23 protein-coding genes are annotated in these 26,512 nt (G+C 70.0%); 5 read left to right on the top strand and 18 right to left on the bottom strand.

Annotated features, from left to right (window positions below; genetic code table 11):
- Positions 1-22 precede the first annotated feature (22 nt).
- Complete coding sequence (gene epsH / locus G4D86_RS37955) at positions 23-1,330, top strand: exopolysaccharide biosynthesis glycosyltransferase EpsH (RefSeq protein ID WP_163999172.1); 1,308 nt, start codon at positions 23-25, stop codon at positions 1,328-1,330.
- Positions 1,331-1,339: 9 nt separating this feature from the next.
- On the opposite strand, the gene G4D86_RS37950 is transcribed toward epsH, so the two are convergent.
- From G4D86_RS37950 to G4D86_RS37940, 3 genes are all read right to left on the bottom strand, one after another.
- Positions 1,340-2,245, bottom strand: a complete 906-nt coding sequence (locus tag G4D86_RS37950; RefSeq protein ID WP_163999171.1) for a nucleotidyl transferase AbiEii/AbiGii toxin family protein — start codon at positions 2,243-2,245, stop codon at positions 1,340-1,342.
- Positions 2,242-2,826 carry a type IV toxin-antitoxin system AbiEi family antitoxin domain-containing protein gene (locus tag G4D86_RS37945; RefSeq protein ID WP_163999170.1) on the bottom strand — a complete coding sequence of 195 codons (585 nt, stop codon included), beginning with the start codon at positions 2,824-2,826 and terminating at the stop codon, positions 2,242-2,244. The genes G4D86_RS37950 and G4D86_RS37945 overlap by 4 nt, the downstream gene beginning before the upstream one ends.
- A gap of 122 nt (positions 2,827-2,948) precedes the next feature.
- Positions 2,949-5,045, bottom strand: coding sequence for a YfbK domain-containing protein (locus G4D86_RS37940; RefSeq protein ID WP_338050636.1), 2,097 nt, complete (start codon positions 5,043-5,045; stop codon positions 2,949-2,951).
- A gap of 283 nt (positions 5,046-5,328) precedes the next feature.
- Here G4D86_RS37940 and G4D86_RS37935 point away from each other — a divergent pair, with 283 nt between their 5' ends.
- Together G4D86_RS37935 and G4D86_RS37930 are read left to right on the top strand one after the other, a co-directional pair.
- Positions 5,329-7,464 (top strand): hypothetical protein, encoded by a 2,136-nt coding sequence (locus tag G4D86_RS37935; RefSeq protein WP_163999169.1) that lies wholly within the window; start codon positions 5,329-5,331, stop codon positions 7,462-7,464.
- Positions 7,452-8,939: a M48 family metallopeptidase gene (locus G4D86_RS37930; protein ID WP_163999168.1), complete on the top strand. Its 1,488-nt coding sequence runs from the start codon at positions 7,452-7,454 to the stop codon at positions 8,937-8,939. The genes G4D86_RS37935 and G4D86_RS37930 overlap by 13 nt, the downstream gene beginning before the upstream one ends.
- Positions 8,940-9,087: 148 nt before the next feature.
- On the opposite strand, the gene epsU is transcribed toward G4D86_RS37930, so the two are convergent.
- The 11 genes from epsU to G4D86_RS37880 form a co-directional block, all read right to left on the bottom strand.
- Positions 9,088-10,296 carry an exopolysaccharide biosynthesis GT2 family glycosyltransferase EpsU gene (gene epsU, locus G4D86_RS37925; RefSeq protein ID WP_163999167.1) on the bottom strand — a complete coding sequence of 403 codons (1,209 nt, stop codon included), beginning with the start codon at positions 10,294-10,296 and terminating at the stop codon, positions 9,088-9,090.
- Between the two features lie 24 nt (positions 10,297-10,320).
- Positions 10,321-11,838 carry a PCP family exopolysaccharide biosynthesis protein EpsV gene (epsV, locus tag G4D86_RS37920; RefSeq protein ID WP_163999231.1) on the bottom strand — a complete coding sequence of 506 codons (1,518 nt, stop codon included), beginning with the start codon at positions 11,836-11,838 and terminating at the stop codon, positions 10,321-10,323.
- Between the two features lie 2 nt (positions 11,839-11,840).
- Positions 11,841-12,245, bottom strand: coding sequence for an exopolysaccharide biosynthesis response regulator EpsW (gene epsW, locus G4D86_RS37915; RefSeq protein ID WP_163999166.1), 405 nt, complete (start codon positions 12,243-12,245; stop codon positions 11,841-11,843).
- A gap of 29 nt (positions 12,246-12,274) precedes the next feature.
- Positions 12,275-12,451 carry a hypothetical protein gene (locus tag G4D86_RS52315; RefSeq protein ID WP_205520093.1) on the bottom strand — a complete coding sequence of 59 codons (177 nt, stop codon included), beginning with the start codon at positions 12,449-12,451 and terminating at the stop codon, positions 12,275-12,277.
- 10 nt (positions 12,452-12,461) lie between these two features.
- A complete protein-coding gene (epsX, locus tag G4D86_RS37910; RefSeq protein WP_163999165.1) occupies positions 12,462-13,724 on the bottom strand; it encodes an exopolysaccharide export protein EpsX in 1,263 nt (420 codons plus the stop codon).
- A gap of 3 nt (positions 13,725-13,727) precedes the next feature.
- A complete protein-coding gene (gene epsY, locus G4D86_RS37905; protein WP_163999164.1) occupies positions 13,728-14,363 on the bottom strand; it encodes an exopolysaccharide export protein EpsY in 636 nt (211 codons plus the stop codon).
- Positions 14,364-14,381: 18 nt separating this feature from the next.
- A complete protein-coding gene (gene wzx, locus G4D86_RS37900) occupies positions 14,382-15,947 on the bottom strand; it encodes an exopolysaccharide biosynthesis flippase (protein ID WP_163999163.1) in 1,566 nt (521 codons plus the stop codon).
- Positions 15,948-16,079: 132 nt separating this feature from the next.
- Complete coding sequence (gene epsZ / locus G4D86_RS37895) at positions 16,080-17,555, bottom strand: exopolysaccharide biosynthesis polyisoprenyl-phosphate hexose-1-phosphate transferase EpsZ (protein ID WP_163999230.1); 1,476 nt, start codon at positions 17,553-17,555, stop codon at positions 16,080-16,082.
- Between the two features lie 343 nt (positions 17,556-17,898).
- Positions 17,899-19,290 (bottom strand): formate dehydrogenase accessory sulfurtransferase FdhD, encoded by a 1,392-nt coding sequence (gene fdhD, locus G4D86_RS37890; protein WP_163999162.1) that lies wholly within the window; start codon positions 19,288-19,290, stop codon positions 17,899-17,901.
- A gap of 82 nt (positions 19,291-19,372) precedes the next feature.
- Complete coding sequence (locus tag G4D86_RS37885) at positions 19,373-20,635, bottom strand: molybdopterin molybdotransferase MoeA (RefSeq protein WP_163999161.1); 1,263 nt, start codon at positions 20,633-20,635, stop codon at positions 19,373-19,375.
- A gap of 95 nt (positions 20,636-20,730) precedes the next feature.
- Positions 20,731-21,000: a hypothetical protein gene (locus G4D86_RS37880; RefSeq protein ID WP_163999160.1), complete on the bottom strand. Its 270-nt coding sequence runs from the start codon at positions 20,998-21,000 to the stop codon at positions 20,731-20,733.
- Positions 21,001-21,157: 157 nt separating this feature from the next.
- Between G4D86_RS37880 and mobA the strand changes: the two genes are divergently transcribed.
- A complete protein-coding gene (gene mobA, locus G4D86_RS37875; protein WP_163999159.1) occupies positions 21,158-21,772 on the top strand; it encodes a molybdenum cofactor guanylyltransferase in 615 nt (204 codons plus the stop codon).
- Between the two features lie 6 nt (positions 21,773-21,778).
- On the opposite strand, the gene G4D86_RS37870 is transcribed toward mobA, so the two are convergent.
- The 4 genes from G4D86_RS37870 to G4D86_RS37855 form a co-directional block, all read right to left on the bottom strand.
- Positions 21,779-22,000, bottom strand: coding sequence for a hypothetical protein (locus G4D86_RS37870; RefSeq protein WP_240360689.1), 222 nt, complete (start codon positions 21,998-22,000; stop codon positions 21,779-21,781).
- Between the two features lie 1,163 nt (positions 22,001-23,163).
- A complete protein-coding gene (gene amrS, locus G4D86_RS37865) occupies positions 23,164-24,249 on the bottom strand; it encodes an AmmeMemoRadiSam system radical SAM enzyme (RefSeq protein WP_163999158.1) in 1,086 nt (361 codons plus the stop codon).
- A 109-nt stretch (positions 24,250-24,358) separates the two neighbouring features.
- Positions 24,359-25,519, bottom strand: a complete 1,161-nt coding sequence (locus tag G4D86_RS37860; RefSeq protein WP_163999157.1) for a hypothetical protein — start codon at positions 25,517-25,519, stop codon at positions 24,359-24,361.
- Entirely contained in the window at positions 25,516-25,920 is a 405-nt protein-coding gene (locus tag G4D86_RS37855; RefSeq protein WP_163999156.1) for a hypothetical protein, read from the bottom strand. Before G4D86_RS37855 ends, G4D86_RS37860 begins: the two co-directional genes overlap by 4 nt.
- A 165-nt stretch (positions 25,921-26,085) precedes the next feature.
- On the opposite strand from G4D86_RS37855, the gene G4D86_RS37850 reads away from it, so the two are divergent.
- The gene (locus tag G4D86_RS37850; protein ID WP_163999155.1) at positions 26,086-26,403 is read left to right on the top strand and encodes a DUF3817 domain-containing protein; all 318 of its coding nucleotides are present in this window, start codon (positions 26,086-26,088) and stop codon (positions 26,401-26,403) included.
- Positions 26,404-26,512 lie beyond the last annotated feature (109 nt).

The raw sequence follows: 26,512 nt of genomic DNA, 5'->3' as shown, positions 1-26,512 counted from the left end.
TGGGATAGATGAAGCGGCACGCATGCCTGCTTCCCGCCCTCGTGTCCTCCTGATTGCCGAGCTGTGCAACCCCGACTGGGTGAGCGTCCCGCTGGAAGGGTGGTCGCTCTACCGCGCGCTGACCGAGGTGGCGGACGTCCACCTCGTCACCCACGTGCGCAATCGGGAGAACATCCTCAAGCAGGGGGTGCAGGAGGGCGCGGGCTTCACCGCGCTGGACTCGACGCCGGTGGAGAAGCCGCTCGACAAGGTGGGGCAGCTGCTGCGCGGCAGCGCGGGCGTGGGCTGGACGACGGCCACGGCGTTGAGCGCGCTGCCGTACTACTACTTCGAGGAGGTGCTCTGGCAGCGCTTCGGCGCGCGCATCCAGGCGAAGGAGTTCGACCTGGTGCACCGCTACACGCCCATCAGCCCCACCACGCCGAGCACGCTGGCGGCGCGCTGCAAGGCGGCCGGGGTGCCCTTCCTGATGGGCCCGATGAACGGCGGTCTGCCGTGGCCCAAGGGCTTTGGCGGTGCGCGGCGGCGGGAGAAGGAGTGGCTCAGCTACGTGCGTGACGTCTACAAGCTGATGCCCTTCTACAAGTCCACGCGGGAGAACGCGTCGGCCATCCTCACGGGCTCGCGGGCGACGCGCGGGCAGGTGGCGGAGAAGTGGCAGTCGAAGACGGTGTACATCCCGGAGAACGCCATCGACACGCGGCGCTTCGGCTCGGCGAAGTCGGAGGGCCCGGTGGAACTGCCGCTGCGGGTGGCCTTCGTGGGGCGCTTCGTGCCGTACAAGGGCATGGCCATGCTGATGGAGGCGGCGGCGCCGCTCATCCGCGAGGGCAAGGTGGTGCTGGAGTACATCGGCGACGGGCAGGAGATGCCGAACCTGAAGGCGCAGGCGGCGCGGGAGGGGATTGAGTCGGGGGTGACGTTCGCCGGGTGGGTGAAGCACCAGGAGCTGCAGGGGCGGCTGGCGAAGAACCACGTCTTCGGCTTCCCGAGCGTGCGCGAGTTCGGCGGCGCGGTGGTGTGCGAGGCGATGGCGCTGGGGCTGGTGCCGATTGTGATGGACTACGGCGGGCCGGGAGAAATCGTGAGCCCGGCGACGGGCTTCGCGATTCCGATGGGGACGCCGGAGGAAATCGTCGTGCGGGTGCGCGAGGTGCTGGCGAAGCTGGTGGCGGACCCGTCCGTCATTCGTCCCATGGGTGAGCGCGCCCGGGAGCGCGTCTTCAAGTACTTCACGTGGAAGGCGAAGGCCGAGCAGGTGCTGGAGGTGTACCGCTGGCTGCTCAACGAGCGCGGGCAGCCGGACTGGGGCATGCCGCTGGCGGACTGACGGCCGCGCTCAGGGCCGGTGCCGCCAGGACCAGGAGTCCGGTTCCCAGAGCAGGTCGTGGTCCCCCGCGAGCACCGGGTCGAGGAAGGCACGGACCACCGCCGTGACTTCTTCGAGCGTCTTCCAGGGAAGCTTGTTCTCGTGCGCCAGGTCCGCATAGGGCTGGAGCCACGCATCAGGCGGGGCCGGAGTGGAGTACGGACGCGCGTGCGTGTCGCGGATGCCGAAGGTCTCCGCGAGGGCGGCCCGAATCCGGGATGCCTCCATCACTCCGACGCCAGCAAGCAACGCGAGGTCTGGCAGGTCCTTCACGCGAGTGTTCGGGCGAGAGCGCGGAAGCGTATATGCATGGAGCTTCTCCGCGATGTGCGCCGCCACCGGGTAGAGACGTACGCGAGGCGGCGCGACTCCCGCAAAGCCGAGCACGTCCGGTGCGACGATGAACTCGGGCTCATCCAGGCGCGGGTCATCGAGCACCACGTCGACGCCGAAGACATCGGCATAGCGCTTGTCCGCGAGCCTGCACTCGGCACGGAAGCGAAAGCCTTCGTGCTTCATGCCCTCGTTCTGGAGCTCGGGGTGGTTCGCATCGGGATGGATGTCGAACCGCATGAAGTCACCCAGTTTGAGCTGTCCTGCCAGCTGGAGCCGCGCGAGCAGTCCGGCCGGCGTGTCGGTCAGGCGCAGGTCGACATCCTTCGTGGCGCGTGCGTTCTCGATGCGGAGCTCCAGGACCAGACCGCCCTTCAACGTCACGGCATCGCCGAAGACGTGGCCCACGCGCGCGAGGAAGCGCTCGAAGACCAGCCGTTGGCGGCGGCGCGTGAACTCCTTTCCATCGCGTGAGGTGGATCGCAGGCGCTGCTCCAAGGCCTGCTTGAACGCCGCTGGGGACACATACCCGCGCGCCGTCATGCGGGTTCCAGGTAGGGCTTCAGGGCCTGTTCCACGTCGGGGATGTCTGCCCGGGTCACCAGTCCGCGGTGGAGGGCCTGGTAGTAGGCCTGAAGCAGGAACTCGGGCGACAGGTGCGAGGCGGCACAGTCGCTCAGGGTTCTGCGGTGACTCGTCACAGGCACCGAGCCCCACCAGGTCCGGTCGGTACTGGGGAGATTGGCGTAGTGGAGGATGACGTTGGAAGGAACCCGAAGCCGGCGTTTCTTCCAGGCCAGGGGCAGGGTCATGTGGAAGCGTGAAGGCAGCACGTCCGACAGCCCTTGCATGGAGAGTGCCGTCACGTGGGAGAAGACGCCCTGGTGCTCCGACCAGAGCCACAGGGTGACGTACTCCTCATCCTCGGCCAGCGGGTAGTGCACCAATCGGTACACCCCTCTCTGAACCCGGACGATGCGCTTGATGCGCACGTAGTGGACCAGCAGTTGCGGCGAGTACCCCGCCTCCGCCGCCTGCTTCGTCGTGAAGAGGCCCGCCTGCCCCACGGCGAATTCGAAGAGCTGGTCCCAGCTGGGTCCATGTCGTACCTGTTCGCTCTCCACGCACGAAACTTAAAAACCATTTTAGTTTCGTGCAAGGAACCACCCCGGACCCGCACGAAACTAAAACCCCATTTTAGTTTTGTGCAGACCCGGGCAGGGGCGTTCACCCACCTGCTCCCACCTCAAGGCACCGTGGGCACCCGGTCGAAGTCCATGGCGCTCACGGGCGCGAAGCGCTCGAACCGGTCCTCGCGCTTGTCCAGGGCGCGGGCCTTGCGGATCAGCTCCCCCAGCTCCGTCACATCCGCCCGGCCCTTCAGCGGCTGGCCGACCTCTTCCCACAGCGACACCAGCCCGTCCCAGGTCAGCGGCCGCGCCCAGTACGAGCCGCGGAGCTTCTCCGCGAACGCCGCCGCCACGTACGACAGCCGCGTGGGTGGCGCGGCCCGGCCATACGCCGGACGCACCAGCGACGACGGCAGCGGCTTCTCGAGCAGCTTCGACTCGCCACCCTCCGGCGCCTTGTAGCGGATGCGCAGCGTGCCGAAGGACGCGGCGGGCTCGCGCAGCTTCACCTCGTACAGCGCGGTGACGGCGTGCCCCGCGCCCACCTCGCCCGCGTCCACGCGGTCATCCGCGAACTGCTCCTTCGTCAGCAGCCGGTTCTCGTAGCCAATCAGCCGGTAGCGCACGACGGCCTTCGGGTCGAACTCCACCTGCAGCTTCACGTCCTTCGCCACCACCTGCAGCGTCCCGGTGAGGTTCTGCACGAAGATGCGCCGCGCCTCCTCCAGCCGGTCCACGTACGCGTAGTTCCCCTCGCCCACGTGCGACAGCCGCTCCATCAGCACGTCGTTGTAGTTCCCCATCCCGAAGCCCACCGTGGACAGGGTGATGCCCCGCACCGCGTGCTCCTTCACCCGCGCCCAGATGCCGTCCGCGTCGGTGATGCCGTTGTTCGCCACCCCGTCCGAGCAGAGGATGATGCGGTTGATGCCCCCCTTCACCAGGTGCTTCGCCGCGAGCGCGTAGCCCATCTCCAGCCCCTCCTGCGCATTGGTGGAGCCCTCGCTCGACACGCTGTCGATGGCGCTCAGCAGCTTCTGCTTCTGCGTCGCGTTCGTCGGCCCGAGCACCAGGCGCGCCTGCGAGCCGTAGACGACGATGGACACCCTGTCTCGCTCGTCCAGCGCGTGCACCAGCAGCCGCAGCGCGCGCTTCACCAGCCCGAGCCGCTCCTCTCCGTCCATGGAGCCGGACACGTCGATGACGAAGACGAGGTGACTCGGCTTGCGCTCCTCCGCGCTCACCTCGTGCGCCTTCACGCCGATGTGCACCACCTGGTAGCCCTTGCGCGCCGGGGACGGAAAGCCCTCCACGTGGACGCTGAAGGGCGCATCCGGTTCGGCCGCGTAGCCGTAGTCGAAGCTGTTGACGAACTCCTCCACGCGCACGGCCTGCTCGTCCGGCAGCGCCCCGCGCTCCAGGTACGCGCGCGTCAGCGTGTACGCCGCCGTGTCCGTGTCCACGGAGAACGTGGAGAAGCGCTCCTCCTCCGTCGTCACCGTCGGATTCACCCCGTACCCCTTGAAGTACATGTCGAAGAAGGAGCCCTCCCTGGCCGGCACGTTGCGCTCAGAGGCGCGAACCCGGGACGCGGGCGCGGCGGGGGGCGCCGTCACCTGGGGGCTCGCGTTGATGCCGTAGGCGGGGTCGGACGAGGACAGTCCATCCACCACGTAGCCGTTCTCCGGTGACGTCGGACCGTTGATGGACACGCCGTAGCTGTCGGTCTGGGCCCCGGGTGCCACTTCGGCCAGGGACTCGAAGGAGTGGGCCGAGCTGCCCTTGCCGCCCGGACGGGCCGCGGCGATGTGCCGGATGAACTCCTGGTCCACCTGGACTCCCGTCGTCGTGGAGCCCACGTCGATGGTCGGCTGGGCGCCCATGAGCTCCATATCCACACCGAGCGAATCGGGGAGCAGCTCCACGTTCACACGGATGGTGCGGTTGGGGCGCAGCTGGATGTCGGCGCGCGCGTACGGCTTGTGCTGCTCCACCTCGAACCGGAGCGTGTAGACGCCCGGCGGGAGCTGCGGAATCCGGTAGTTGCCCTGCGCGTCGGTGACCACGGTCTGCTCCCCCTGGAGCTTGGGAGAGGTCGCGGTGACGACGACGTCGCGAAGGGGCTTTCGCGACTGCACTTCGATGACGGTGCCGATGATGACGCTTACGCCCGTGCCGGCATCCGGCTGTGCCACGGCGGGTGCGGCCAACATCAGGAGACCGCAGAGCAGGCTGCGAGAGAGGGATTGCATCGGTGCCACCTCGGTGAATCGGGAGGTGGCCATCTTCAGGAAGACGCCCGCGCCGGTCCGCACGGGGCGCTCCGCGCTTCATCACCGTTCCATCATGGCGGGTAGTCCACGAATTACCGGGCACAGCACCTGGCCTCGTGGGGAGGGGGGCTCCTCAAGAGGGCCTGCTTTGTGGGTAGTCTGGCGTTGGGTGCCGGCGGCGCGGTACGCGTGCCAGGGAATCAGCAGACAGAGAGTGTCAGTGATGATGATTGAAGACCCATCGGGGTTGCTCCAGCGCATTCCGGAGCTGAGGGCGTTGTGCGAGGACGCGAAGGTGCGCCGAGCGGTGGAGCGCGGCGACCCGTTCAAGGTGTACCGGGCCCTCATGTGGGCGCGGTGGCTCGGGAGGCTGCGCTCGCACCGCGAGGTGCTCGACACGCTGCTGCGCCGGCGCCGCCTCTTCGCCCGGCCGCTCAAGGACAAGGGCCTCTTCCTTGGCACCATCAACGGCTTCGGCGCCACCATGCTGGGCGACGCGGAGCCGGACCCGCACGACGGCACGTCCATCGCGACGCACGCGCTGGTCGCAATCTTCGTGCTCCCGCTGCTCCCGCTGGGCGCCTACGTGGTGCGCCCGGGCGAGGGCAGCGGTCCGATGAGCCGCTCCTGGACGTTCTTCGCGCGCGTGCCGCTGGGCACGCTGCCGTGGATGTGGAGCCGCGCGGTGGCGCTCTCCGTCATCGCCCTGGTGGCCACCGGCGCGGCGCGGGCCTTCCATGCCTCGCGCTACCGCGACGTGTACGTGGCCAACGGCTTCGAGGAGCCATTGACTGTCACCCTGGGAGACAGCACGCAGGAGGTGCCCTCGCGCCAGGTGGTCTCCATCACCGTGCCCATGGGCACGCAGCCGGTGCGCGCCGTCACGCGCGGCGGCGCGGAAGTGGACGTGACGGAGCTGAACGTCACGACACATCCGGGCGTGCTGGCGTGGAACATCGCGGGCGCCATGCCGCTCTACCTGGCGCGGGTGGTCTACACCGAGCGGCCCAATCCGGATGCGAGCGGGGAGAAGCCGACGGTGTTCTGCGGGCAGCGCGTCGTCGAATTGGGCGAGGTGGACTACGTCCTCACCGAGCCGCCCGAGTCGCTCAGCATCCCGAAGGGCAGCAGCCACGTCGCGCGCAGCCACCTGGGCATCGCGGTGCCGGCGGAGCCCCCGCTCCAGGTGTGCTTCAGCTACCTGGCGGCGAATGACCAGTCGGGCAAGGCGCTGCCCTTCACCGAGGCGGCCGCCCATGTGTCGGGGTGGGCCGAAGAGGACGCCGGGCGCGCGCTCCAGGCCGCGATGGCCGCGGGCCCGGCGGAGACCGCACGGGTCGCGAAGGCGTGGCGGGATGCGCACCCGGATGACTCCGACACCCACCGCACGTACCAGTGGGCCGCCCAGCGCAATGGCCAGCTCGAGGCCATCACCGCCGAGTATGCCGAGCGCGCCCGCGCGGCCCCGGACTCGGCGACCGCCCAGTACCTCCATGCCCGCCTGCTGCGCGGGGGCGAGGGCCTGCGCGCCATGGAGCAGCTCGTCGCGCGCTTCCCCAAGGACGTCAACGTCCTGCGGGCGGTGACGCATGGTCGCTACCTCGCCGGGGACTGGACGGGAACGACGCAAGGCTGGGAGCGGCTGCGCGCCGAGAACGAGAAGACGGCGGCGGAGGTCCTCGAGGCACAGACCACCGCGCTCGTGGCGCTCGGGCGCCCGGCGGAGGCGCTGGAGCTCTTGAAGCAGGTCTTCAAGTCCGACAATGCGCGCACGCGGGCCGAGTGCGCCGAGCTCTACGCGCTCGTGGCGGCGCGCTCGGGCCAGGGCCAACCGGACGCGCTCGTCGCCGCGCTCGAGAGCGAGGGCAAAGGCGAAGGTGAAGGTGAAGGTGAGGAGGGGTTCGACTGGCTGCGGGTGCGTGCCCGTCTGCCGGTGAAGTCGGAGCCCGAGCTGCCCGGCACCCGGTTGATGCAGCTGATTGGGAAGGACCCGAAGGCGGCGTTGGCGGTGGCTCCGCGCGTGGCGATGTTCGAGCTCATCAGGCTCTCCGGGGAGGGCTGGGCGCTGGCCTATGGCGAGGCGGTACGCACCGGGGCGGCGGACAGCGAGCGCGCCCTGGCCGGCGCTCCGTTCCTCCAGCCCGAGGACATGGATGGGTTCCGACGCTTCATCCTCGGGGAGAGCGGCTCGCTGGACACCACCGAGCTGACGCCGGACCTCCGCGCCGCGGCGTACTTCCTCCGCTCGCGCAACAAGACGCTGCCGGAGGGCGAGCGCAAGCGGCTGGTGGAGCAGGCCCGACAGGAGGACTGGCTCCACGGACCGGTCAGCGAGGCGATTTCGTCATGGAGTCTGTGAATCCCCCGGGCATGGCCCGGCGCGCGGCCCTGACGGTGGTCCTCTGGGCGGGCTTCTGGCTGCTGGGGCTCGCCGTCGCGGGGGCGCTGCTCTGGGTGCCCGTGGCCGAGACGCGCTACACCGGCTCCATGGGGCTCGCTGGAATCATGGCGGCCCTGGGCTCGGTGACGGTGCTGTGGGCGCTGCGCCCGCGAGGCTGGTTCAGCCGTCAGAAGAACGACGCGAAGCCCCTGTCGCGCGAGGAGTTCCCCGAGCTGTTCAAGCTGCTCGACCAGGTGGCCACGCGGGCGCGCACGGCCGCGCCGCGCAAGGTGTACCTGTCCGGCGAGGCCACGGCCTTCATCGGCATGGAGCGGCGCTGGCTGGGCCTGAAGCGCGAGCCGGTGGTGGGCATCGGCCTGCCGCTGTTCGCCTTCCTCGACCGCGAGGAGCTGGCCTCCGTCCTGGCGCACGAGTACGGCCACCAGACGGGCGGCGACCTCTCGCTGGGGCCGTGGGTGTACCGCACGCGCAGGTCCATCGCGCTGGCGGTGGACTCGCTGGAGGACTCGGCCTTCTTCCTGGACGTGCCCTTCCAGCTCTACGGGCGGTTCTTCCTGCGCATGTCGGGCACGGTGTCCCGGCAGCAGGAGCTGGCGGCGGATGCGCTCGCGGCATCGGTGTGCGGGCCCCGGCCCACGGCCGAGGCCCTGCGCAAGGTGCACGTGCTGGGGCCCCTGTGGGGGGCGTACTTCGCGCATGAGCTGGTGCCGCTCTTCGAGCAGCGCGTGCGCGTGCCGATGCTGGAGGGGTTCCGCCGCTTCGTCGCCGAGGAGCGCCGCCGCCGCGACGTGGAGGAGGGCCTGCGCGAGGTGCTGGAGCGTCCGCCCTCTCCGTGGGACTCGCACCCGCCGCTGGAGGAGCGGCTGCGCGGGCTGGGGCGCTCCGGGGACTCTGGAGGCTCCGGAGCCGCGGCTCCCTCGCTGCCGTTGAATGGGTGCCTGGAGCTGCTCGGAGGCGAGCAGGCGGCGGAGGAGGCGTGGTTCGAGCGCGCCGTCAGCGAGGGGCTGGTGGCGCTGCGGTGGGAGGAGCTGCCGGAGAAGATTCTCGTGCCGGACATGCAGAAGCAGTGGGCGGGCTCGGCCATCGACCCGAGCCGCATGTCGCTGCGCGACCTGCCGGGACTGCTGAAGGAGGGCGAGGCGCTCTGGAAGCGCATCCGTCCTCCGGGCATCGAGCTGCTGTCACCGGAGGGGCAGCGGCAGCGCGTGCGTCAGTTGCTGGTGGGGTGGCTGAGCTCGGCGCTCGCGCACCGGGGCTTCACTCCCGAGCTGCGTCCCGGTGCGTACCTGCGCATGACGTGCGACGACGTCTCGGTGGAGCCGCAGGCCATCGTCGAGCGGCTGACGACGGGCGCGCTCACCGAGGAGCAGTACCTGGAGGCGTGCGAGGTGCTGGAGTCGGCCGCACTGCAACGGACGGCGGCGGCAGGGTAGCGGAGAACGCGCCGCAGCGGCCTGCACGGTGCGGCGGTGCGAATGTCCGGAGCTGATGCGGCCGTCAGCACCGCCGCATCCCGCCCGGCATCGCGGCGCCACGTGCATGTTCGAGCGGCGGGGCCCGCAGGCACCCGCCCGTCAGCCTTCAGCGGCGCTCTGCCTCGCGCGTGGTGCGCACCCACTCGCCGCGCTTCTCCGCGCCGGGGCCGCGCAGCATGAGGCCCACCTTCCACACCACGTAGACGGGCGCCCAGGCCAGGTCCAGCAGGCCACGCGGACCCACGCCGGACACCCACCAGCCGCGCAGCACGTACGCGCCCAGCGACGCCAGGCCGAAGCCCGCCACGCTCGACGCCAGCACCGCCGTGCCGCCGGACAGCCACGCCACCACTCCGGCCGCCACCGCGCCGCCCACCGCGGCCAGCACCAACTGGCTCAGCGGCGGCACCAGCACGTCCATGGACAAGTCGAACAGCAGCCCGCTGCGCTCACGCAGCGCGGTGCTCAGCAGCGGCCACCCGTGCAGCTTGCGCATCTGCCGACGCCCGCCCTCCCAGCGCTGCCGCTGCGAGCGGCTCTGCTTCTCGCCGGACACCATCTCCCCGAGCACCTCCGCCTCCCACGCGTAGTGCACGCGGTGGCCCTTCTTGCCCAGGCGGATGCCGTACTCCAAATCCTCCACCACGCTGAAGGCGTCGTGCGGCACCTCGCGCAGCACCGCGTGCGTGAAGCACATGCCGTTGCCGCGCAGGCCGCAGGACACGCCCAGCGCCTCGCGGCCCAGCGAGCGCACCTTGTGGAACATGCCCAGGGCAATCGTAATCAGCCGCGTGCGCCACGACGACGTCGGGTTCATCACGCCGTAGTGGGCCTGCACCGCGTGCGCGCCCTGCTCCAGCCGGGCCGCGTACGCGTGCAGCAGGTTGGGGGACACCACCGTGTCCGCGTCCACCACCACCACCGTGTCGGCGAAGCCATCCTTCTGGCTGAACTCGAAGGCGTATGCCAGGGCGTAGCCCTTGCCGCGCTTCTCCGTGTCGTGCCGCTCCAGCACCGTGGCGCCCGCCTCGCGCGCCTTCTGCGCTGTCGCGTCCGAGCAGTTGTCCGCCACCACGAGGATGCGCCGCAGGGCGCTCGGGTAGTCCACCGCGGACAGGTTCGCCACCGTCCGGGCAATGCCCAGCTCCTCGTTGTGCGACGGAATCACCACGTCGAACTTCCGCGTGGGCGCCGGAGGCACCGGTGCCGTCCGTCGCCACGAAAGCAGCGTCAACAGCAGCAGGTAACCGCAGGCCACCGCCACCGGCAGCAGCCCCACACACAGCGCCAGGTCCACCCAGGTCCACACCGTCACGACTGTCTCCCCCGAGCGCGCGTTCTAGCGCCGCTCCAGCTGCGCGAGCACCGGCAGCTTCAGCAAACGCTCTACCTGCCACCGCTCCAGAATCCGCCGGCGGATGATGTCCAGCGCCACCGCCGCGAAGATGCCCAAGGCAATCCCGCCCACCACGCCCGCGGCGATGATGAGCTGCACCTTCGGCTTGGACGGCTTCTCCGGGAAGGTGGGCGGCGCCAGCACGCTGAAGCGGTGCTTCATGGACGCGCGCGAAATCTCCAACTCCGTCCTCGACTGGTCCAGCCGCCGCATCTTCTCCCCGTACCGGGCCACCAGCATGCGGATGCGGTCCGTCGCCACCGACACCTCCGGGTTGTCCCCGATGGACGGGCCTCCCATCGGCCCCGCGGCCAGCCCCGTCATGGAGAGGCCCGACTCCAGCTCCGCCGGGTTGCCGCCGTTGCGCATGTACTCGTTGATGAGCTCGGTCAGCTCCGAGCGCAGCGCCACCAGCTGAGGCGAGTCCTCCGTGAGCGCGACGATGCGCTGCTCGATGTCCGTAATCTGCGGGTGCTGCGGCGAGTACATGACGCGCGCCTCGGAGAGCTGGTTGCGCAGCTCCGTCAGCCGCCTCGCGCGGAACTCCTCCACGTCGCTGATGGCCCGGCGCTTTGTCTGAATCATGAAGCGCATCTGCGCCAGCATGTGGTCCGTGTTGATGAGCCCGCCGTTCGCCGCGGGGAGGCTCTTCTTGCCGGACTTCTCCTCCTCCTTGCGGCGCTTGAGCTCGAGGCGCTTCACCGTCGCCTCCCAATCCGCGACGGCCTTCTTCACCCCCTCCGCTTCCTCCACCACCTGCTTCTCCAGGATGGTGATGGCCTCCTGCACCGCGCCCATCTCCGCCGCCTGGCGCATGTCGAGGAAGTTCTTCTGCGCCGCCTCCACGATGTTCAGCGCGAGCTGCGGGTCCGCCCAGTCCACGCCGATGGTGACGGTGCCGCTGCCGCCCTCCACGCCGACAATCAGCGCCTGCTCCAGCATGGCGATGAGCGCGTCTTCCTTGGCCTTGTCCTCCATGGGCGCGGGCGGCTTCTTCGTCACCTTCTCCTTCAGCCGGGAGATGGGCGAGCGCATCAGCTCCCAGTACTCCACGAGCTTCGCGTTGTGGACGATGGTCTTCAGGCTGTCGTACTTCATGATCATCTCCCACGCGGCGCGCGTGGGCTGGTCCGCGTCCACGGGGATGGAGCGCCCGGGGTTGGCCAGCGAGGCGATGATGAAGTTGCGCTGCGTCAGCATCCGCGTTTCGACGTGGTACTTGCGCGGCATGATCTTGCTCACGCCCACGCCCATGGCGGACACCAGCGCCGTCACCACCAGGGCGAGGAACCAGTGCCGCAGGATGGAGTTCTTCAGGTAGCCCACCGAGTCGATGAGCATTCCCCAGTCGATGAGGTCCGCGGGCGCGTAGGTCTCCGGGCGCTCCGGAACGAACATCGGGTGGGGATGCGGCACCGGCTGCGGCTGCGGGCGCGGCCCGGAAGGCCCGGGCGCGGACATCGTCACGACTTCCTCCTCGGCCCGTAGCCCTTCATCACCTGCTGCACGCGCCGGCTGAACTCCTCCTGCGTGAAGGGCTTGCCCAGGTAGCCGTTGGCGCCCGCCTCCTCGGCGTGGGCCTTGTCCTCGGGCAAGTCACGCGCGCTCACCACCAGCACCGGCACGTCCTTCATCGCCGGGGTGCGGCGGATGACTTCACACAGGTCGTAGCCGGAGATGTCCGGCAGCGTCAGGTCCAGGCACACCAGGTCCGGGCACGAAGCGGTCTCCAGGTGCTTGAGCGCCGCGCGTCCGCTGGGCAGCTCCACCACCTCTTCGAAACCCATGTCCCGGAGGTAGTCGCCCAGCATCTTCCGGAAGAAGGGGGCGTCCTCCACCAGGAAAACGGTCTGCAGTTGGGGCTCCATCCGTCGTCAGCCTTTCTTCGGAAACTCGCTCAGCCGAACCCGAGCCTCGGCACCCAGACAAGGACGCCGTACGTGTATGCCGCGTTGAAGAGGACGATCCACAGGATGGCCTTCTTCAACCCCCGCACGGGGTGCGGGTCCCTCGCCGCAATCGCCGGCAGGGTGATGGTCAGGAAGAGCACGGACATCAGGATGAGCTTCGCCATGTCTCAGCCCTCAGAGGATACCAGTTTGCCGTACGGACAGGCCCAGCGAGGCCGCCCAGTTCAGGCGGGCCGCTGGCAGCTCGGGCGAGCGGCTCCACGTACTCCGCGTATCGGCATCCACAGACACCCATCTTGTGAGAAACCACGAGGCTGACACGCCACCGTTGATGATTCGGTCCCCGGTGGCCCCGCCCACGGCGAAGGCGGTGCCGGCCGTGCTGGACACCCGCACGCGCGGCCCCAGCATCCAACTGCCCGTCAGGGTGAGGTCGGCCCTCGGGTACACCCTACCTGTCAGGCGGTCCACGAAGGGCGTGATGCGCGTGCCGAGACTGCCGTTGAAGTCCGCCGTGCGAGAGGGGATGTGGTGGCCCACCGAGAAGGTGAGGTTGGGGAGCAGCTCCAGGCGGGGCACCTCCGTGGCGGGCCCACCCACCGGGTCTTCTGGCGGGTCCTCCTCGTCCGTCGGGGCCTCCAGGGAGTTCACCACGCTGACGCCCGCGCCCGCCTGCAGGGACGTGCGCCGGCTCACCCGCCGGCCCCAGCCCTCCGTCAGCGTCACCACCGTGTTGTTGGCGCCGGTGGAGAAGCGCGAGTGGTTCACCGAGACGGACGTGGTGATGGCGCTCAGCGAGGACAGCGCGTGGCTCAGCGACACGTCGAAGCGCGGGCCGTACTGCATGGGCACCGCCTCGCGCGCCGGCCCGTCCAGCCCGCCGCTGATGGAGAAGCCGGTGGAGCCGCCCAGTTGCCAGCCCCGGCCCAGCCAGCTGGTGTTGGCCGTCAGCGTCGTCGCGGAGGACAGGAAGTAGACGGTGTCCGCCTCCGGCAGCGGCTGCAGCGGGCCGCCGCCCTCGGGAGGCCGCAGCGGGCCGTCCGGGTCCGAGCCGTCGCCGTCCGGCAGCGGCAGCACGTCCGTGGTGAAGAGGTTGACGGCGCCCAGCACCAGGTCCTGGCTCAGGCGCAGGGACAGGCCGCGCTCCGGGCGCCAGTCCGCCGCGAGCCGGCCGATGTGCTGGATTTCGGTGCGCGGCTGCGCGGTGATTTCACGCAGACTGATGCGCGGGGCGTAGTCCAGCATCAGGGCCGTGTTGCCGTCGCGCAGCGCCAGGCCCAGGGTGGGGGTGATGTCCGTGTCCCCGGCGATGCTGGGGGCGTCCTCGGCCGGGTCCTCGTTGGAGCGCACGCGCGAGTCGACCCGCGCCGCCACGTCGTAGGTGACGGAGGCGGCGGACACCTCGAGCAGCGCGGCGGTGAGGGCGGCCCCCAGCACGGGCTACTCCACCACGACGACGTCGCCGGGGTGCAGGCGGAAGGACGGGGCCTTGCCCTCGGCGCGGATGAGGTCCTCGTAGCGGAAGCGGATGCGCACCGGGACGCCGTCCTCCTGCCGCATGACGAAGACGCGGTCCTTGTGGGCGTACTCGGTGAAGCCGCCCGCGCCGGCCAGCGCCTGAAGGAGGCTTGCGCCCGTCTCGATTTCCAGCGGGCCGACGTTGTTGATTTCCCCCACCATCGTCACCTTGATGGGGCGCGCCTGCTCCAGCGCCACCGTGACGACGGGGTGGTTGATGTAGTCCTTCAGCCGCGTGCTGATCTGCTGCGACAGCATGGCGGGGGAGTGCCCGGCCGCCTCCACGTCGTCCAGGAAGAGCAGGCTGATGCGCCCGTCGTCACGCACGCGGGCCTGCGTGGTGAGCGCCTCCTGGTTCCACACGCGGATGTTGAGCAGGTCGCCGGCGGCGATGCGGTAGCTCGCGTCCGGCGGGGGCGGCTTCTCCTGGTACTCGTCCACCCAGGTGTACTTGCCCAGCCCGCTACAGCCGGCGGCCACGAGCAGCAGCGCGGCGCAGGCGAGCGCGCGAAGCGGGAGGCGCGAGGAGGACGGGGACTTGCGGAGCGCGGACGGCATATGCGGCGAAGGTTTCCTCTAGGGGGCCGGTGAGATGGACACGGTGGGGACCGCTTCCGCCTCCGGCGCGGGGTTGCCACGGCGGCGCGCCACGCGCACCACCTCCATGACATCGGCGGGGCGCACCGCGCCGGTGGCGAGCACGCCAACCACGTAGAGCACCGCCTCGATTCCCAACCGCACCCACGGATTCAGCGGGACGAAGACGGTCTGGTCCAGCACGGCGATGGCGATGCACACCGCCGCCGTCTTCCCAATCATGGCGAGCAGGCGGGCGTCGAAGGCCGCGCTCTTCATGCGGCCCATCAGGCTGATGGTGACGAGCACCTCCATCAGCAGAATCGCCAGCGCGGTCCCCGCGGCGCCGCCGCCGGCGCCCAGCGCCGAGTGCATCACCGGTATCAGCACCAGGTTGAGCGCGGGGATGATGAGCAGGCTGCCGGTGACGTTGGTGATGGTCACCCACCACTCGCGGTTCGTCATGGTGAGCCACATGCCCGCGTTCATCGTCACGAAGGCGAGCACGAACAGCGGCGACATCAGCCGCAACGCCATGGCGGACGGGCCGAACTTGCCGCCCAGCAGGCCCACCCACAGCGGCGCGCCCAGGACGATGAGCATCATCAGGGGCACGGTGATGACGAGGGTGCCCTCCAGCGCGCGGCGGATGAGCCGGGTGAGCTCCGCCTCGGAGCGCTCGGCCGCGCGCGACGCCAGCGGCATCAGCACCCAGGTGAAGACGGGGTTGAGGAAGAAGGTGAGGCCCGCGATGTTCCACGCGGCGCCGTAGTAGCCCACCTCTTCGTGGGAGGCCTTCAGGCCCAGAATCATCACGTCCAGGCGCCCGTTGGTCGCCAGCGCCGCGCCGGTGATGAAGAAGGGCAGGCTCTTGCGCAGCACCCTCCACGTGGCGGGCAGGTCCACCTTGAAGGTGAGCCCCATGTGCTGCTTCGCCAGGTACCAGCCCACGCCCAGCTTCACGGCCTCCGACGCCACCAGCGACACCGCGAACCACGGCAGCGACGCCTTCAGCACGACGGCCAGGAACAGGCCGCCGCCCCACACCAGCTTGGTGACGACGTTGGAGATGGACAGCCCCGCCACCTTGCCCTTGGCGTGCAGCAGCGCGGCCATGGTCGCGTTGACCATGATGAGCGACTGCGCCACCGCGGAGACGTAGACGAGCTGCCGCACCTCGGGCGAGTGGCTGTCGTGCGCCATCACGTACGCCAGCGCACCCATCAGCACCGCGGTGAGCGCCATGCGGATGAGCAACGTGGCGCCGAAGAAGTCGCTGGCGTGCTCCGGCCGGCGGGTGACCTCCTTGCGGATGTACATCTCCAGGCCGAGGTGCGTGGCCACGAAGAAGACGGCGGAGAAGCTGTCGGCCCAGTTGAAGCTGCCGAAGCGCTCCACGCCCATCTGCTTGGGCAGCAGGAAGCGCACGCCCATGGCGATGACGTACGTCACCAGCAGCGAGCCGCCGAGCTGCAGCCCGTTGCGGACCGCGCCCATTGCCTCGTGCGAGGACGCGGAGTCGCGTGCCTCGGCGTCCTGCGGAATGGAATGGCTGGGACTGTTCACGGTGGAAGCGGGCCCCCCCGGCCCTGGCCGGTCATGCCCGGGTGCATAGAAGACGAGCGGGGGCGGCACGTCAATGCCGCCCCCGCGTGAGACTGGCTGCCTGGAAGCCTGGTGGGCCCCGCGCCTGGAGTGCTAGCTGGCCCCTCGGCCGGTGAGCACCACCGGCACGGTCTGCAACAGCAGCGTCAAGTCACTGGTGAGGCTCCAGTGGTCGATGTACTGCATGTCCAGGTACATCCACTCCTCGAAGGAAATCTGGTTGCGGCCGGAGACCTGCCAGATGCAGGTGAGGCCCGGGCGCACGGACAGGCGGCGGCGCTGCCACGTCTCGTACTTGGCGACTTCGCTGGGCACCGGCGGGCGCGGGCCGACGATGCTCATCTCGCCGCGCAGCACGTTGATGAACTGGGGCAGCTCGTCGATGGAGAACTTGCGGATGAACCGGCCGATGCCGGTGATGCGCGGGTCGTTCTTCATCTTGAAGACCGGGCCCGTCTGCTCGTTCATCGCCGCCAGCTTCTCCTTCAGCTCCTCGGCGTTCACCACCATGGAGCGGAACTTCAGCATGTAGAACGGCTTGCCGTTCTGACCCACGCGCAGCTGCTTGAAGAAGATGGGGCCCTTGGAGGTGAGCTTCACCACGGCCGCGACGGCGGCGAGCAGCGGCAGCAGCATCCACAGCGCGACGGCCGACACGCAGATGTCGAACAGGCGCTTCATGGCCATCTGGTGCGGCTTGGGGCTCACCGCGGCGAAGTGCAGGAAGCCGTCGGACACCGCGCGGCGCTCGATGGGGCGGGCGCGGTCCAGGCGGAAGCTGTGCGCCGGCAGCGCGAAGGGCACGCCGAAGCGCTCGGCCAGCTTGATGGCCGCCTGCATGGACTCGCCCTGCTTCAGCGTGTTGCCCGCGATGTAGACCTCGTCCACCGCCGTGTTGCGGAGGATGCGCTCCAGGTCCTCCACGGAGCCCATGATGCGCGCGGGCAGCTCGCCCGAGCCCGTGTCCTCCGGGAAGCGCACGTAGCCCAGCACCTGACGGCGGCCGCGGCTCACCAGGTCCTCGCCCGTGTAGCGGCCCATGGCGCCGGTGCCCACGATGAGCACCGAGTCCATGGGGCGCTCCTGCGCGGCCACCGGACGGAAGACGAACAGGCGGAGCAGCAGGGCCACCGGCCAGAAGACGACCAGCAGCGGCGCCACGCCCGTCATCGTCACGCGGTCCGGCAGCGCCACGCCCACCAGCGCCAGCACCGTCACCACCGCCAGCGTCGTGACGGACACGAGCGCCACGTGGTCCAGCTTGCTGCGCTCGGCGAAGCGCGAGTCGTACAGGCACAGCGCGGTGCCGGTGATGATCCACGTCACCAGCGACGCCGCCACCAGCCCGGTGACCACCCAGCCGGACTCCGGGGTGAGCATGCCGCCCAGCCACGAGGCGACCACCAGCACCGCCGTCATCAACACCAGGTCCACCGTGAGGTTCAGCTTCGCCGCGAACCCCGGCGCCAGCTTTGGCGCCTGGACCTCCGCCAGACCCTCGCCCTGGGAGGACGCCGTTCCAGGAGCCCCGACCGCCGCACTTGCCGTTGCGCTGCTCATCGTCTCCACCCCCCTCTGCGCTGAGTGCATGCTTTTGTTCAGTTCAGGCAGAGGATGCCGTTGAGGCTAAAAATCTTCAAGTCGGAAAGAACTACTTATCATCGATACTGCGACGCGTTGCAACCGTCGCTCTGCAAGTAAGACGTGACAGGAGGTGAATTCTTGGGATCGTCCCGACCTTGGTCCCGGGTCGATTGAGCCCCATGAATTCGCTTCCCTGACGCGCACGCCTCCCCGAATCATTCGTGGCGCCGCGCCGCGAGAGTGCATCTACGGTGCCGGTCTGACCTTGGATCTCGCGGAGGCTTGGAACGCGGGGCGTCATGATTGGGGCCGACGGAGATTCGCGGGGTTACGGAAGGCGGAGGCGCTCGGGGGCGGTGTAGATGTTGAAGCGCCCGTCCCGGACGAACGTCGCCAGCGTCATTCCAGAACGCAGGGCCAGTTCAATCGCCAGGGAGCTCGCTGCAGAAACTCCTGCGACCACGGGGATGTGAGCCACCGCTGCTTTCTGGATGATTTCGAAGCTGACGCGTCCGCTGACGGCGAGGACTGCCGGTTGACGTGTCAGTGGGGTGCGAGGGACTCGCACGTTGTGTACGGCCCCGGCGAGGACGAGGGCGCCCACCACCTTGTCCACGGCGTTGTGGCGGCCGACGTCCTCATAGGCGGCGAGGACATGGCCGTCGGCGTCGAGCGCGGCGGCGGCGTGGACCCCACCAGTGCGGGCGAAGATGCGCTGCACGTCGCGCAGGCACTCGGTGGCGCGGGCCACGGCCTCGGGCGGGAGCTGGGGGCCGGGCGGCACGGGCGGGCAGACGGCGAGCAGGTCCTCCACGCTGCGGCGGCCGCAGACCCCACATGCGGAGGTGGTGAGGGTGCCCCTGCGCGCGGCACGCACACGCTCCACGTCGAGCACGGCGCCGGAGGCGGGCGTCACGTCGAGCACGTTGCCCCAGCCTTCCTCGCCGGGCCGGCCGCAGTGGGCGAGGGTGCCCAGGTCGTCCACGCTCTGGAGGATGCCCTCGGAGAAGAGGAAGCCGGTGGCCAGCTCGCGGTCGTGGCCGGGGGTGCGCATGGTGATGGCGACGGAGTCTCCGCTGACGCGAATCTCCAGCGGCTCCTCCACGGCGACGTCGTCCTCTTCGGGGCGGGAGAGGGCGGCACCGTCCCAGCGCTGCACGAGGCGCCGTGTCACGCCGCGCGAGTCCGCGGGAGGCAGCGGCCCGCGCCGGCCCGGGCGCAGGTGCATCAGGAGGAGGTCGGCCACGGCGCGCACGTCGTCGGGATGGAGGAGGCGCAGCTCCGGGGAGACGCCCGTGGGCCGGGTGGAGGACTCCGTGAGGAGGGCGAGGGTTTCCGGGCGCGACGGGGCGAGCGGCGGACCGAGGCCCTCGCGCCAGAGCTCCAGCTTTGGGAGGGGGCCGTCCTTCCAGCCCTCCACGAGGATCAGGTCCACGGCGCCGGAGAAGCGGCGGAACAGCGGAGGCAGTGCGTCAGCGGGGGCGTCGCTGGTGGTGAGCTGTACGCCCGAGGGCGTGGCGAAGCCGGTGAGCACGGCGCCGGCTTCCTGGAAGCGCGCGGTGTCGCTGCCCGGGCGGTGCAGCGGGTGCGCGTCCGAGGAGTGCTTCACCACGGCGACGCGCAGGCCGCGCGCGGCGAGCTCCGGGACGAGCTTCGTGAGCAGCGTCGTCTTCCCGGAGCCGGACCAGCCGACGATGCTGAGCGCGGGCACGGGGCTCATGCGAGGGCACCCGAGTTGGTGGTGTCGGCGCGGTGGAGACGCAGGTCGTTTCCAGCAATGCCCGCGACGGTAGGGACGGCGCTCATGCCGGCACCCCGGGAGTCGTGTCCGCCGCGACGTAGGCGGAGTCGTGGAACAGCTCCACGTCGACGGAGTCGCCCTCGGCGAAGTCGGCGCGGCCGGAGGGGAGGACGGCCCAGCCCTCGCCGTGGACGTTCTGCAGAATCTGTCCGGCGCCCTGGGGACGGAGGCGCGCGAGGGGCTCGCCGTCGCCGGAGTGCTCCAGCGCGGCGGTGATGAGGTACGTGAGCCCGGCCTGCTTGTGGCGCGGCTCGGAGAGGCGGGCGCGGACGCGGCGGCGTGTCTCGAGGACGCCCTGGCGCTTGAGGAGCAGCGGGCGCGCGAACTGGTCGAAGGCGACGGTGGCCGCGCCAGGATTGCCGGGCAGCACGACGACGGCGGTGTCACCGAGGCGCGCCACGGCCACGGGCTTGCCGGGCTTGAGGGCCACGCCGTCCACATGGAAGCGCGCACCGAGCGCGGTCAGCACTCGCTTCACGTGGTCCTTGTCGCCCACGGAGGCGCCGCCGGTGGTGATGAGCACGTCCACCTGGGGCGCGAGGCGTGAGATGGCGTCGCGCAAGGCGCCCTCGTCGTCGCGCGCGCGGTCGAGGTGGCGCACGTCGGCGCCGGCCTCCCGGGCGAGCGCGGCCACGAGGATGAGGTTGCTCTCGTAGACCTGGTGGGGCAGCGCGGGCGTGCCGGGCGAGACGAGCTCGTCTCCTGTCGCGAGCACCGCCACGCGCGGCGAGGGACGCACCCAGGCGGCCGTCTCTCCCATGGACGCGAGCACGCCGAGCACCGCGGCACCCACGCGCTGCCCGGGGGCGAAGAGGGGCGTGCCGGCGACCACCTCTTCTCCCGTGCGACGGATGTCGTTACCGGGCGGGACGGTGATGAAGACGTCCACGTGGAGCCCGTCGTCACTGGCGCGCGCGGCCTCCTGGCGGATGACGGCGTCGGCACTGGAGGGGAGCGGGGCGCCGGTGAAGATGCGCGCGGCCTCGCCGGGCTGGAGCGGGCGCGAGGGCAGGGCGCCGGCGTAGATGGCGTCGACGATGCGCAGGCGCGCGGGACGGTCTCGGTTGGCGCCCCGGGTCTCCTCGGCGCGCACGGCCCACCCGTCCATGGCGGAGTTGTCGCAGCCGGGCAGCGAGCGCGCCGCGGTGACGGCGGTCGCGAGGAAGCGGCCGTGAGCCTCGAGCAGCGACACGCGCTCCGGTGCCGCCGGAGCAACGGCGTCGAGCGCGGCTTGCCTGGCGGTGGAGAGGGGCGTGAGCGGCATGCGTGGCCGCGCAGCCTACGCCGTGGGCCCTGGCCGTTGTCCACGGGGCCCCTCCGTCCGTCCGGCTGCTGACCTCGCGAGGGGGCGACAGGCCGTCAGGTGTTCCTGTGCTCTCCACGGAGCAGGGCGCGAAGCCCCATGAAGAGCAGGGCCCCGGCGCCCGCAATGGGCCCGGTGAACAGGCCGAGGAAGAAGCCCAGATAGGCCATGGAAATCTGGACCCAGCCTGCCGGCGAGGCCCCAAAGAGGATGTCGAGCACGAATCCCGCCAGGGGAGGAAGCAGCAGGCCGACGAGGAGGGCGATGAAGCCAACGCGGGCGGCCGAGGGACGAGGCGAAGGGTGGCGCGTGGGCGCGTTGGGCATGGTGGACCGTGTCTCGGCAACCCACGTGCCCGTCGGAACGCCCCGGTACATGGGTGGAGGTGTGCACCCCCTAGCACAGGAGCGTGTGCCCGGGCTCACGGCGGCAGGAGTGCACGGAAGCGGGGTACGCTGCTCACGTCAGGAACAGGAGCGCGCGATGGATGCAGCCGGACCTGAGTTCCCCGACGTGACGCTGGCCATCATCGCGGGAGGCCAGGGCCGCCGCCTGTCCGGCGTGCCAAAGGGGCTGCTGGCGGTAGCGGGCCGCACGGTGCTGGAGCGGCTGCTGTCGCAGGCGCCGCGCTTCGGGGACGTGCTGCTGGTGGCGAACGTGCCGGAGCCCTATGCGCACTTCGGGCTGCGCACGGTGGCGGACACGGTGCCGGGCAAGGGCGCGCCGGGAGGAGTCCACGCGGCGCTGATGGCGGCGCGTACGCCGTGGGTGGTGGCGGTGGCGTGTGACATGCCCTTCGTCTCGCCGGAGGCGCTGCGCGTGCTGCTGGGCGCACGGGATGAGGCGGTGGACGCGGTGTGCTTCGAGGTCGCGGGCCGGCTGGAGCCGTTGCTCGCGGCCTACCGGACGGCGCTCGCGGCGGGGTGGGGTGCGTCGTTGGAGGAGGACCCGTCGCTGCGCCAGCTCCTGTCCCGTGCCCGCGCGCGGCTGTTGCCCGAGGATGCACTGCGCATGGTGGACCCGAAGCTGCGCTCCCTCGTGAATGTGAACACGCCGGAGGACCTCGCGCGGCACGGTGTCACGCTGCCTCGGGGGTGACGCGATTCAGGGCATGTACGGATAGCGCTCCAGGCGGCCATCTGGAGAGTAGGCGTACAGCTCGAACCAATCGAACTCCAGGGTGACACCGGGTCCCCAGCCCGGACATTGGTCGACGCGGTGATTCACTCGGATGAAGTACCACCCCGCCTGATAGCCGATGATGAGCTCCAGGGACTTGGGCGAGAAGGCGCACTGTCGCGTGCTTTCCTTGGGAAAGCGCTTCATGACCTGCTCAAGGGCCGCGTGGGCAGCGAGGATGGCGGGCCCTTCCAGCGTGGCCAGGGGAGCCAACTCTTCTTCGGGCCATGGGATGGACTTCGCCGATGTGCTGGCCTGTGCCGGGGCTGCCCCTGCATCCGAACTCGTAACAACGGTACCCGCATCAGGGCCCGGGGCGATGAACCCCGCATCTGGCTTCGCGGCAGGCACCTGAGGCGGAACAGTGGCTCCGCCCATGAGGAGGGAGATGAGCAGGAGCAGGGATTCAGGTCTCGACATGCGGCACCTTGAGGCCTTCTACGGGACGAGGGCTGGAGCGCAATCTGGAGGGCCGCCCTGTGGCCTGAAAGGACTGGGCGGACGGGGGCGACAGGTCATCTGGAACTGCCAATGCTTCCTGTCTCCATCCCATCTGAATACCTCGCCCGCTTGATTCCACTTGTAGAACAGCGGCGCGTTTCGGTGCCCCGTGGCGAGCCATCCCCAGGCTGGAATGACTCGCCCTCGGGAGTCGCGGGCGAGCTTTCCACTCGGGCTGGTCCCATACGCGACGATGACCCATACCCCTTCATCGGATTTCACCAGGGGCCAGACCGCGAGGTCCTTGCTGCTGACGCTGGATGCACAGGGATGGTTGTGGGCATAGCCGAAGACGGGAAGGTCCCTCCCGAAGTCCGCATCATCGACTCCTCCCAGCGGGGGAGAGCACGCGCTGGATGACCTCATCACGTTCCGAATCGGCCATGACACGCGCCAGTCCTCTGGCGTCCGATAGATTGCGACACAGTATTCGGAAGCATCGGGCCGGGGCCTGCCGGTACTCGGGTCACACGCATCCGCGGCACTCGGCAGCTCCATCAGGGCGGTAAGGGTGGGCAGCACCAGGTCGTCCGGAATGCTGGCCGTGTCCGCGACAACGGAAGGGATTTCCGGCCATGGTCCAGGCGCTACGATGAGCGCGTCGTTGTCCTCCAGCCAGGGCAGCTCCGCCTTCGAATAGGAGCGCCGAGTCCCCGTGCACGCCAGGCTGAGAGCCAGGAGTGCCAGACACGCGTACAGAGTGCCGCACTTCATCAACTCCGGCAGATGGAGCAGTGCAGGGACCTGCAATCTGGCTCCGAGTCGAAGCATCTCTGCCCGCGGACGCTAATGCAGGGCAGAGAGTGCGTCTATCGCGGCACGCCTGTGCCAATCCGCACCGGAACCCGCCGTGCCCCGAACGCTCCCGGTGCCGCGTCGAACCTTCCGGGCACCTCCGCTCCACAGTCCGGACACCGTCCCTCCGGCGTCACGCGATAGGACAGCAACCGGTACCAATCCCGGACGATGAGCGCCGTGCCGCACCCGGCGCACAGCGTGGTGTCGCCCTCGGTATCGTGCACGTTGCCCGTGTACACGTGGTGCAGTCCCGTGCGCCGCGCAATCCTCCGCGAGCGGCTCAGCGTCTCCGGCGGCGTGGGCGGCACGTCGAGCATCTTGAAGTCCGGATGGAACGCCGTGAAGTGCAGCGGCACGTCCGGGCCCAGGTGCTCCAGCATCCACTCCGACAGCCGCGTCACCTCCGCCTCCGAGTCGTTCTGCCCCGGAATCAGCAGCGTCGTCACCTCGAACCAGACGCGCGTCTCGTGCTTCAGGTACTCCAGCGTCTCCAGCACCGGCTGCAGGTGCGCGAAGGTGACGCGCCGGTAGAAGTCCTCCGTGAAGGCCTTCAGGTCCACGTTCGCCGCGTCCATCTTCGCGTAGAACTCCCGCCGCGGCTCCGCGTGGATGTAGCCCGCCGTGACGGCCACCGTCTCCACCCCGAGCGCATGGCATGCATCCGCCACGTCCATGGCGTACTCGGCGAAGATGACCGGGTCGTTGTACGTGAAGGCCACGCTCCGGCAGCCCAGCCGCGCCGCGTACTTCGCAATCGCTTCCGGCGAGGCCTCGTCCGCCAGCGTGTCCTGCTCGCGCGACTTGGAGATGTCCCAGTTCTGGCAGAAGCGGCAGCCCAGGTTGCAGCCAGCCGTGCCGAAAGACAGCACGCTGCTCCCCGGGTGGAAGTGGTTCAGCGGCTTCTTCTCAATCGGGTCCACGCAGAAGCCCGACGAGCGTCCATACGTGTCCAGCACCATCCCCTCGCCCACGCGCTGGCGCACGAAGCAGAAGCCGCGCTGCCCCTCGTTCAGCTTGCAGTCGCGCGGGCACAAGTCGCACTGCACACGCCCGTCCTCCAGCTTGTGCCACCAGCGAGCGGGAAACGCGGTGCTCATGGCGATGTCCTCCCCCCGGCCCCTCGGCGGGACCTCGAAGGACAATCGCTAACGCACGCGACTCCACTGCGCCGCGCCGGCCCGGCCGTCCGCGCGGCGAGCGGACGGGTCACCCCGGCGGCTTCGGCAGCGGCTGGAGCAGCTTCGGCAAGTCCCCGAAGTTGACGGTGAGGCTCGGGTGAATCTGGCCAATGGCATCGCTCATGTCCTCCCCCGTGCCCTGCACGCCAATGCCCACCGTCCAGTTGTCCGCCAGCACGATGCGCGTGGAGCCTACGACGCTGGCCCGCTTCGTGTCCGTGTCCTCCAGCTTCGCGAACGACTGCGTCGCCTCCAGCCGCAGCAGGAAGCGCGGCGAGGCGATGCCCACCGAGAAGCCCACGTCCAGCCACTTGCTCATCGGCACGCCCGGGCTCTGCCGCTCGTAGAGCGCGCGCAATTGGAGCGTCGCCTCCACGCTCGCATCGCCGCTGGACAGCAGCTCCAGCGTGGCCGCGCCGAAGCCGCGCTGGATGGCGACGCCGTCACCCTCCTGCGACTTGAGGCCCGGTGTCACCCACCGCCCGCCCACCGACACGAACAGCGCGCTCGACGACGCGCGCACCTGCCGCGCGCAGGAGGTGAGTCCCAGGCGCATCTTCTGGATGCCGTCCTGCCGCGCGCGCTCCAGGGCCGCGGGGTGGTCGGCCACCGCCTTCTGGAACTCGGCGTCGCTGGCGAAGTCGTCGCGCAGCGGCGGACCGGGGAGCTCGTAGAGGCTCGGGTCCACGAGCACGTTGTCGAGGCAGGTGCTGTACGCGTCGCCGTAGATGCTCCGCTCCCCGAAGACGTCCACGGACGCGCCCGCCATCACCGTGGCGAAGCGGCCCTTGTCGAAGGTGAGCCCCTCGTAGGGTGTGTCGTCGGCGAGCGCGAGGGTGACGGCGCTGTCCTGCAGGTAGCGGTTGAGGCGCTGCTTCCGCGCCGCGCGCGCCTCCGGGTAGAGCTGCTCGTAGCCCTTCGTGAGGAGGTAGGGATTGAACTGCAGCACGAAGGACGTCTGCCCGCCCTTCAGCACCGCCCCGGCGTTGCGCAGGCTGGCCACCAGCGCGGCGGGGTTGGACGGGTGGACGATTTCGCCCGCGGTGGCGATGTCCAGGCCCGCGGCGGCCTCGGAGCCTCCGCGCAGGAAGCTGGGGAAGTCCAACTCGGCCGTGCCCGCGTCGGGCGAGCCCTGCGCACGGGCCGCCGCGCCGCACAGGAGCAACACGACTGCGAGGGCTGCCCTCATTCCGTCACCGTCCAGACCAGGTTGATGTAGTCCGCCTGCGCGCCCGCGGGCAGGTTGAACTCGTCCCAGAGCAGCTCCTTCTGCCCGTTGGGAAGCACGAGGGTGCCCTTCTGCACGAAGGTGGCGCCGGCCCCCGTCACGTCCGCGACGGCGAAGGTGGCCTGCACCCAGCCCTGGGCCGCGCCGGGCAGGAAGTCATCGGGCAGCGTGACGGTTTCCGGGCCGGTGAAGAGGGCGTTGTGGAACTGCCGGCGCGCCTGGCCCGCCACCTTGCCGCTCACCACCAGCCGCATGGCGACGGTGTTGAGCGTCCCCACCGGCCGCTCCAGCACGAGCTTCGCGCCCTTCCGGTCCGCGCGCGCAATCTGGATGGTCCCCGACAGCTTGTCGTTGTCCGCCATGGTGCTCCCCCTCGCTGCATGGAGTCGCGGGCTTCACTCGCCGCGTGTGTCGCAGCATACCGTGAGCCCGCACGCGCGGCTGAAGCGCATTCGACTCGGAGGGTGCGTCACCCTGACGCATGGACCTGGGACGCCAGGGGTGAGAAGCAGGGTGCGGAGAGCCCCATGCTCAAGACAGCCCTTGGACGTTTCCGCGCGGTGGCCCTGTTGGAGGGCCTGTCGTTCATCCTCCTCCTCTTCGTCGCGATGCCGCTGAAGTACCTCGCGGGCCTGCCGCTGGCGGTGCGGGTGGTGGGCCTGGCGCACGGGCTGCTCTTCGTGCTGTTCCTCTTCGCGCTCATGGAGGTGGCCATCGCGTACCGCTGGTCGCTCGTGCGCGTGGTGGGGGCCTTCGTCTCGTCGCTGGTCCCCTTCGGCACCTTCGTGCTCGACGCGCGGCTGCGGCGTGAGGAATCGGAAGCCGTCGTCCAGGCCGCGCCCTGACGCAGCAGACGTGCTGCATCGGGCTCGGGGGAGCAGACCTGCCGGGCCTGGGGCCGCCAGGAGTTCGCACGGGCCGGGAAGGCGTGCCAGATTCCCCACCCGGAAATCG

The organism is Pyxidicoccus caerfyrddinensis (genome assembly GCF_010894405.1).
GTDB lineage: Bacteria > Myxococcota > Myxococcia > Myxococcales > Myxococcaceae > Myxococcus > Myxococcus caerfyrddinensis.
The sequence above is the reverse complement of the archived record's forward strand: the minus strand, read 5'-3'. Positions and strand labels throughout refer to the sequence as shown.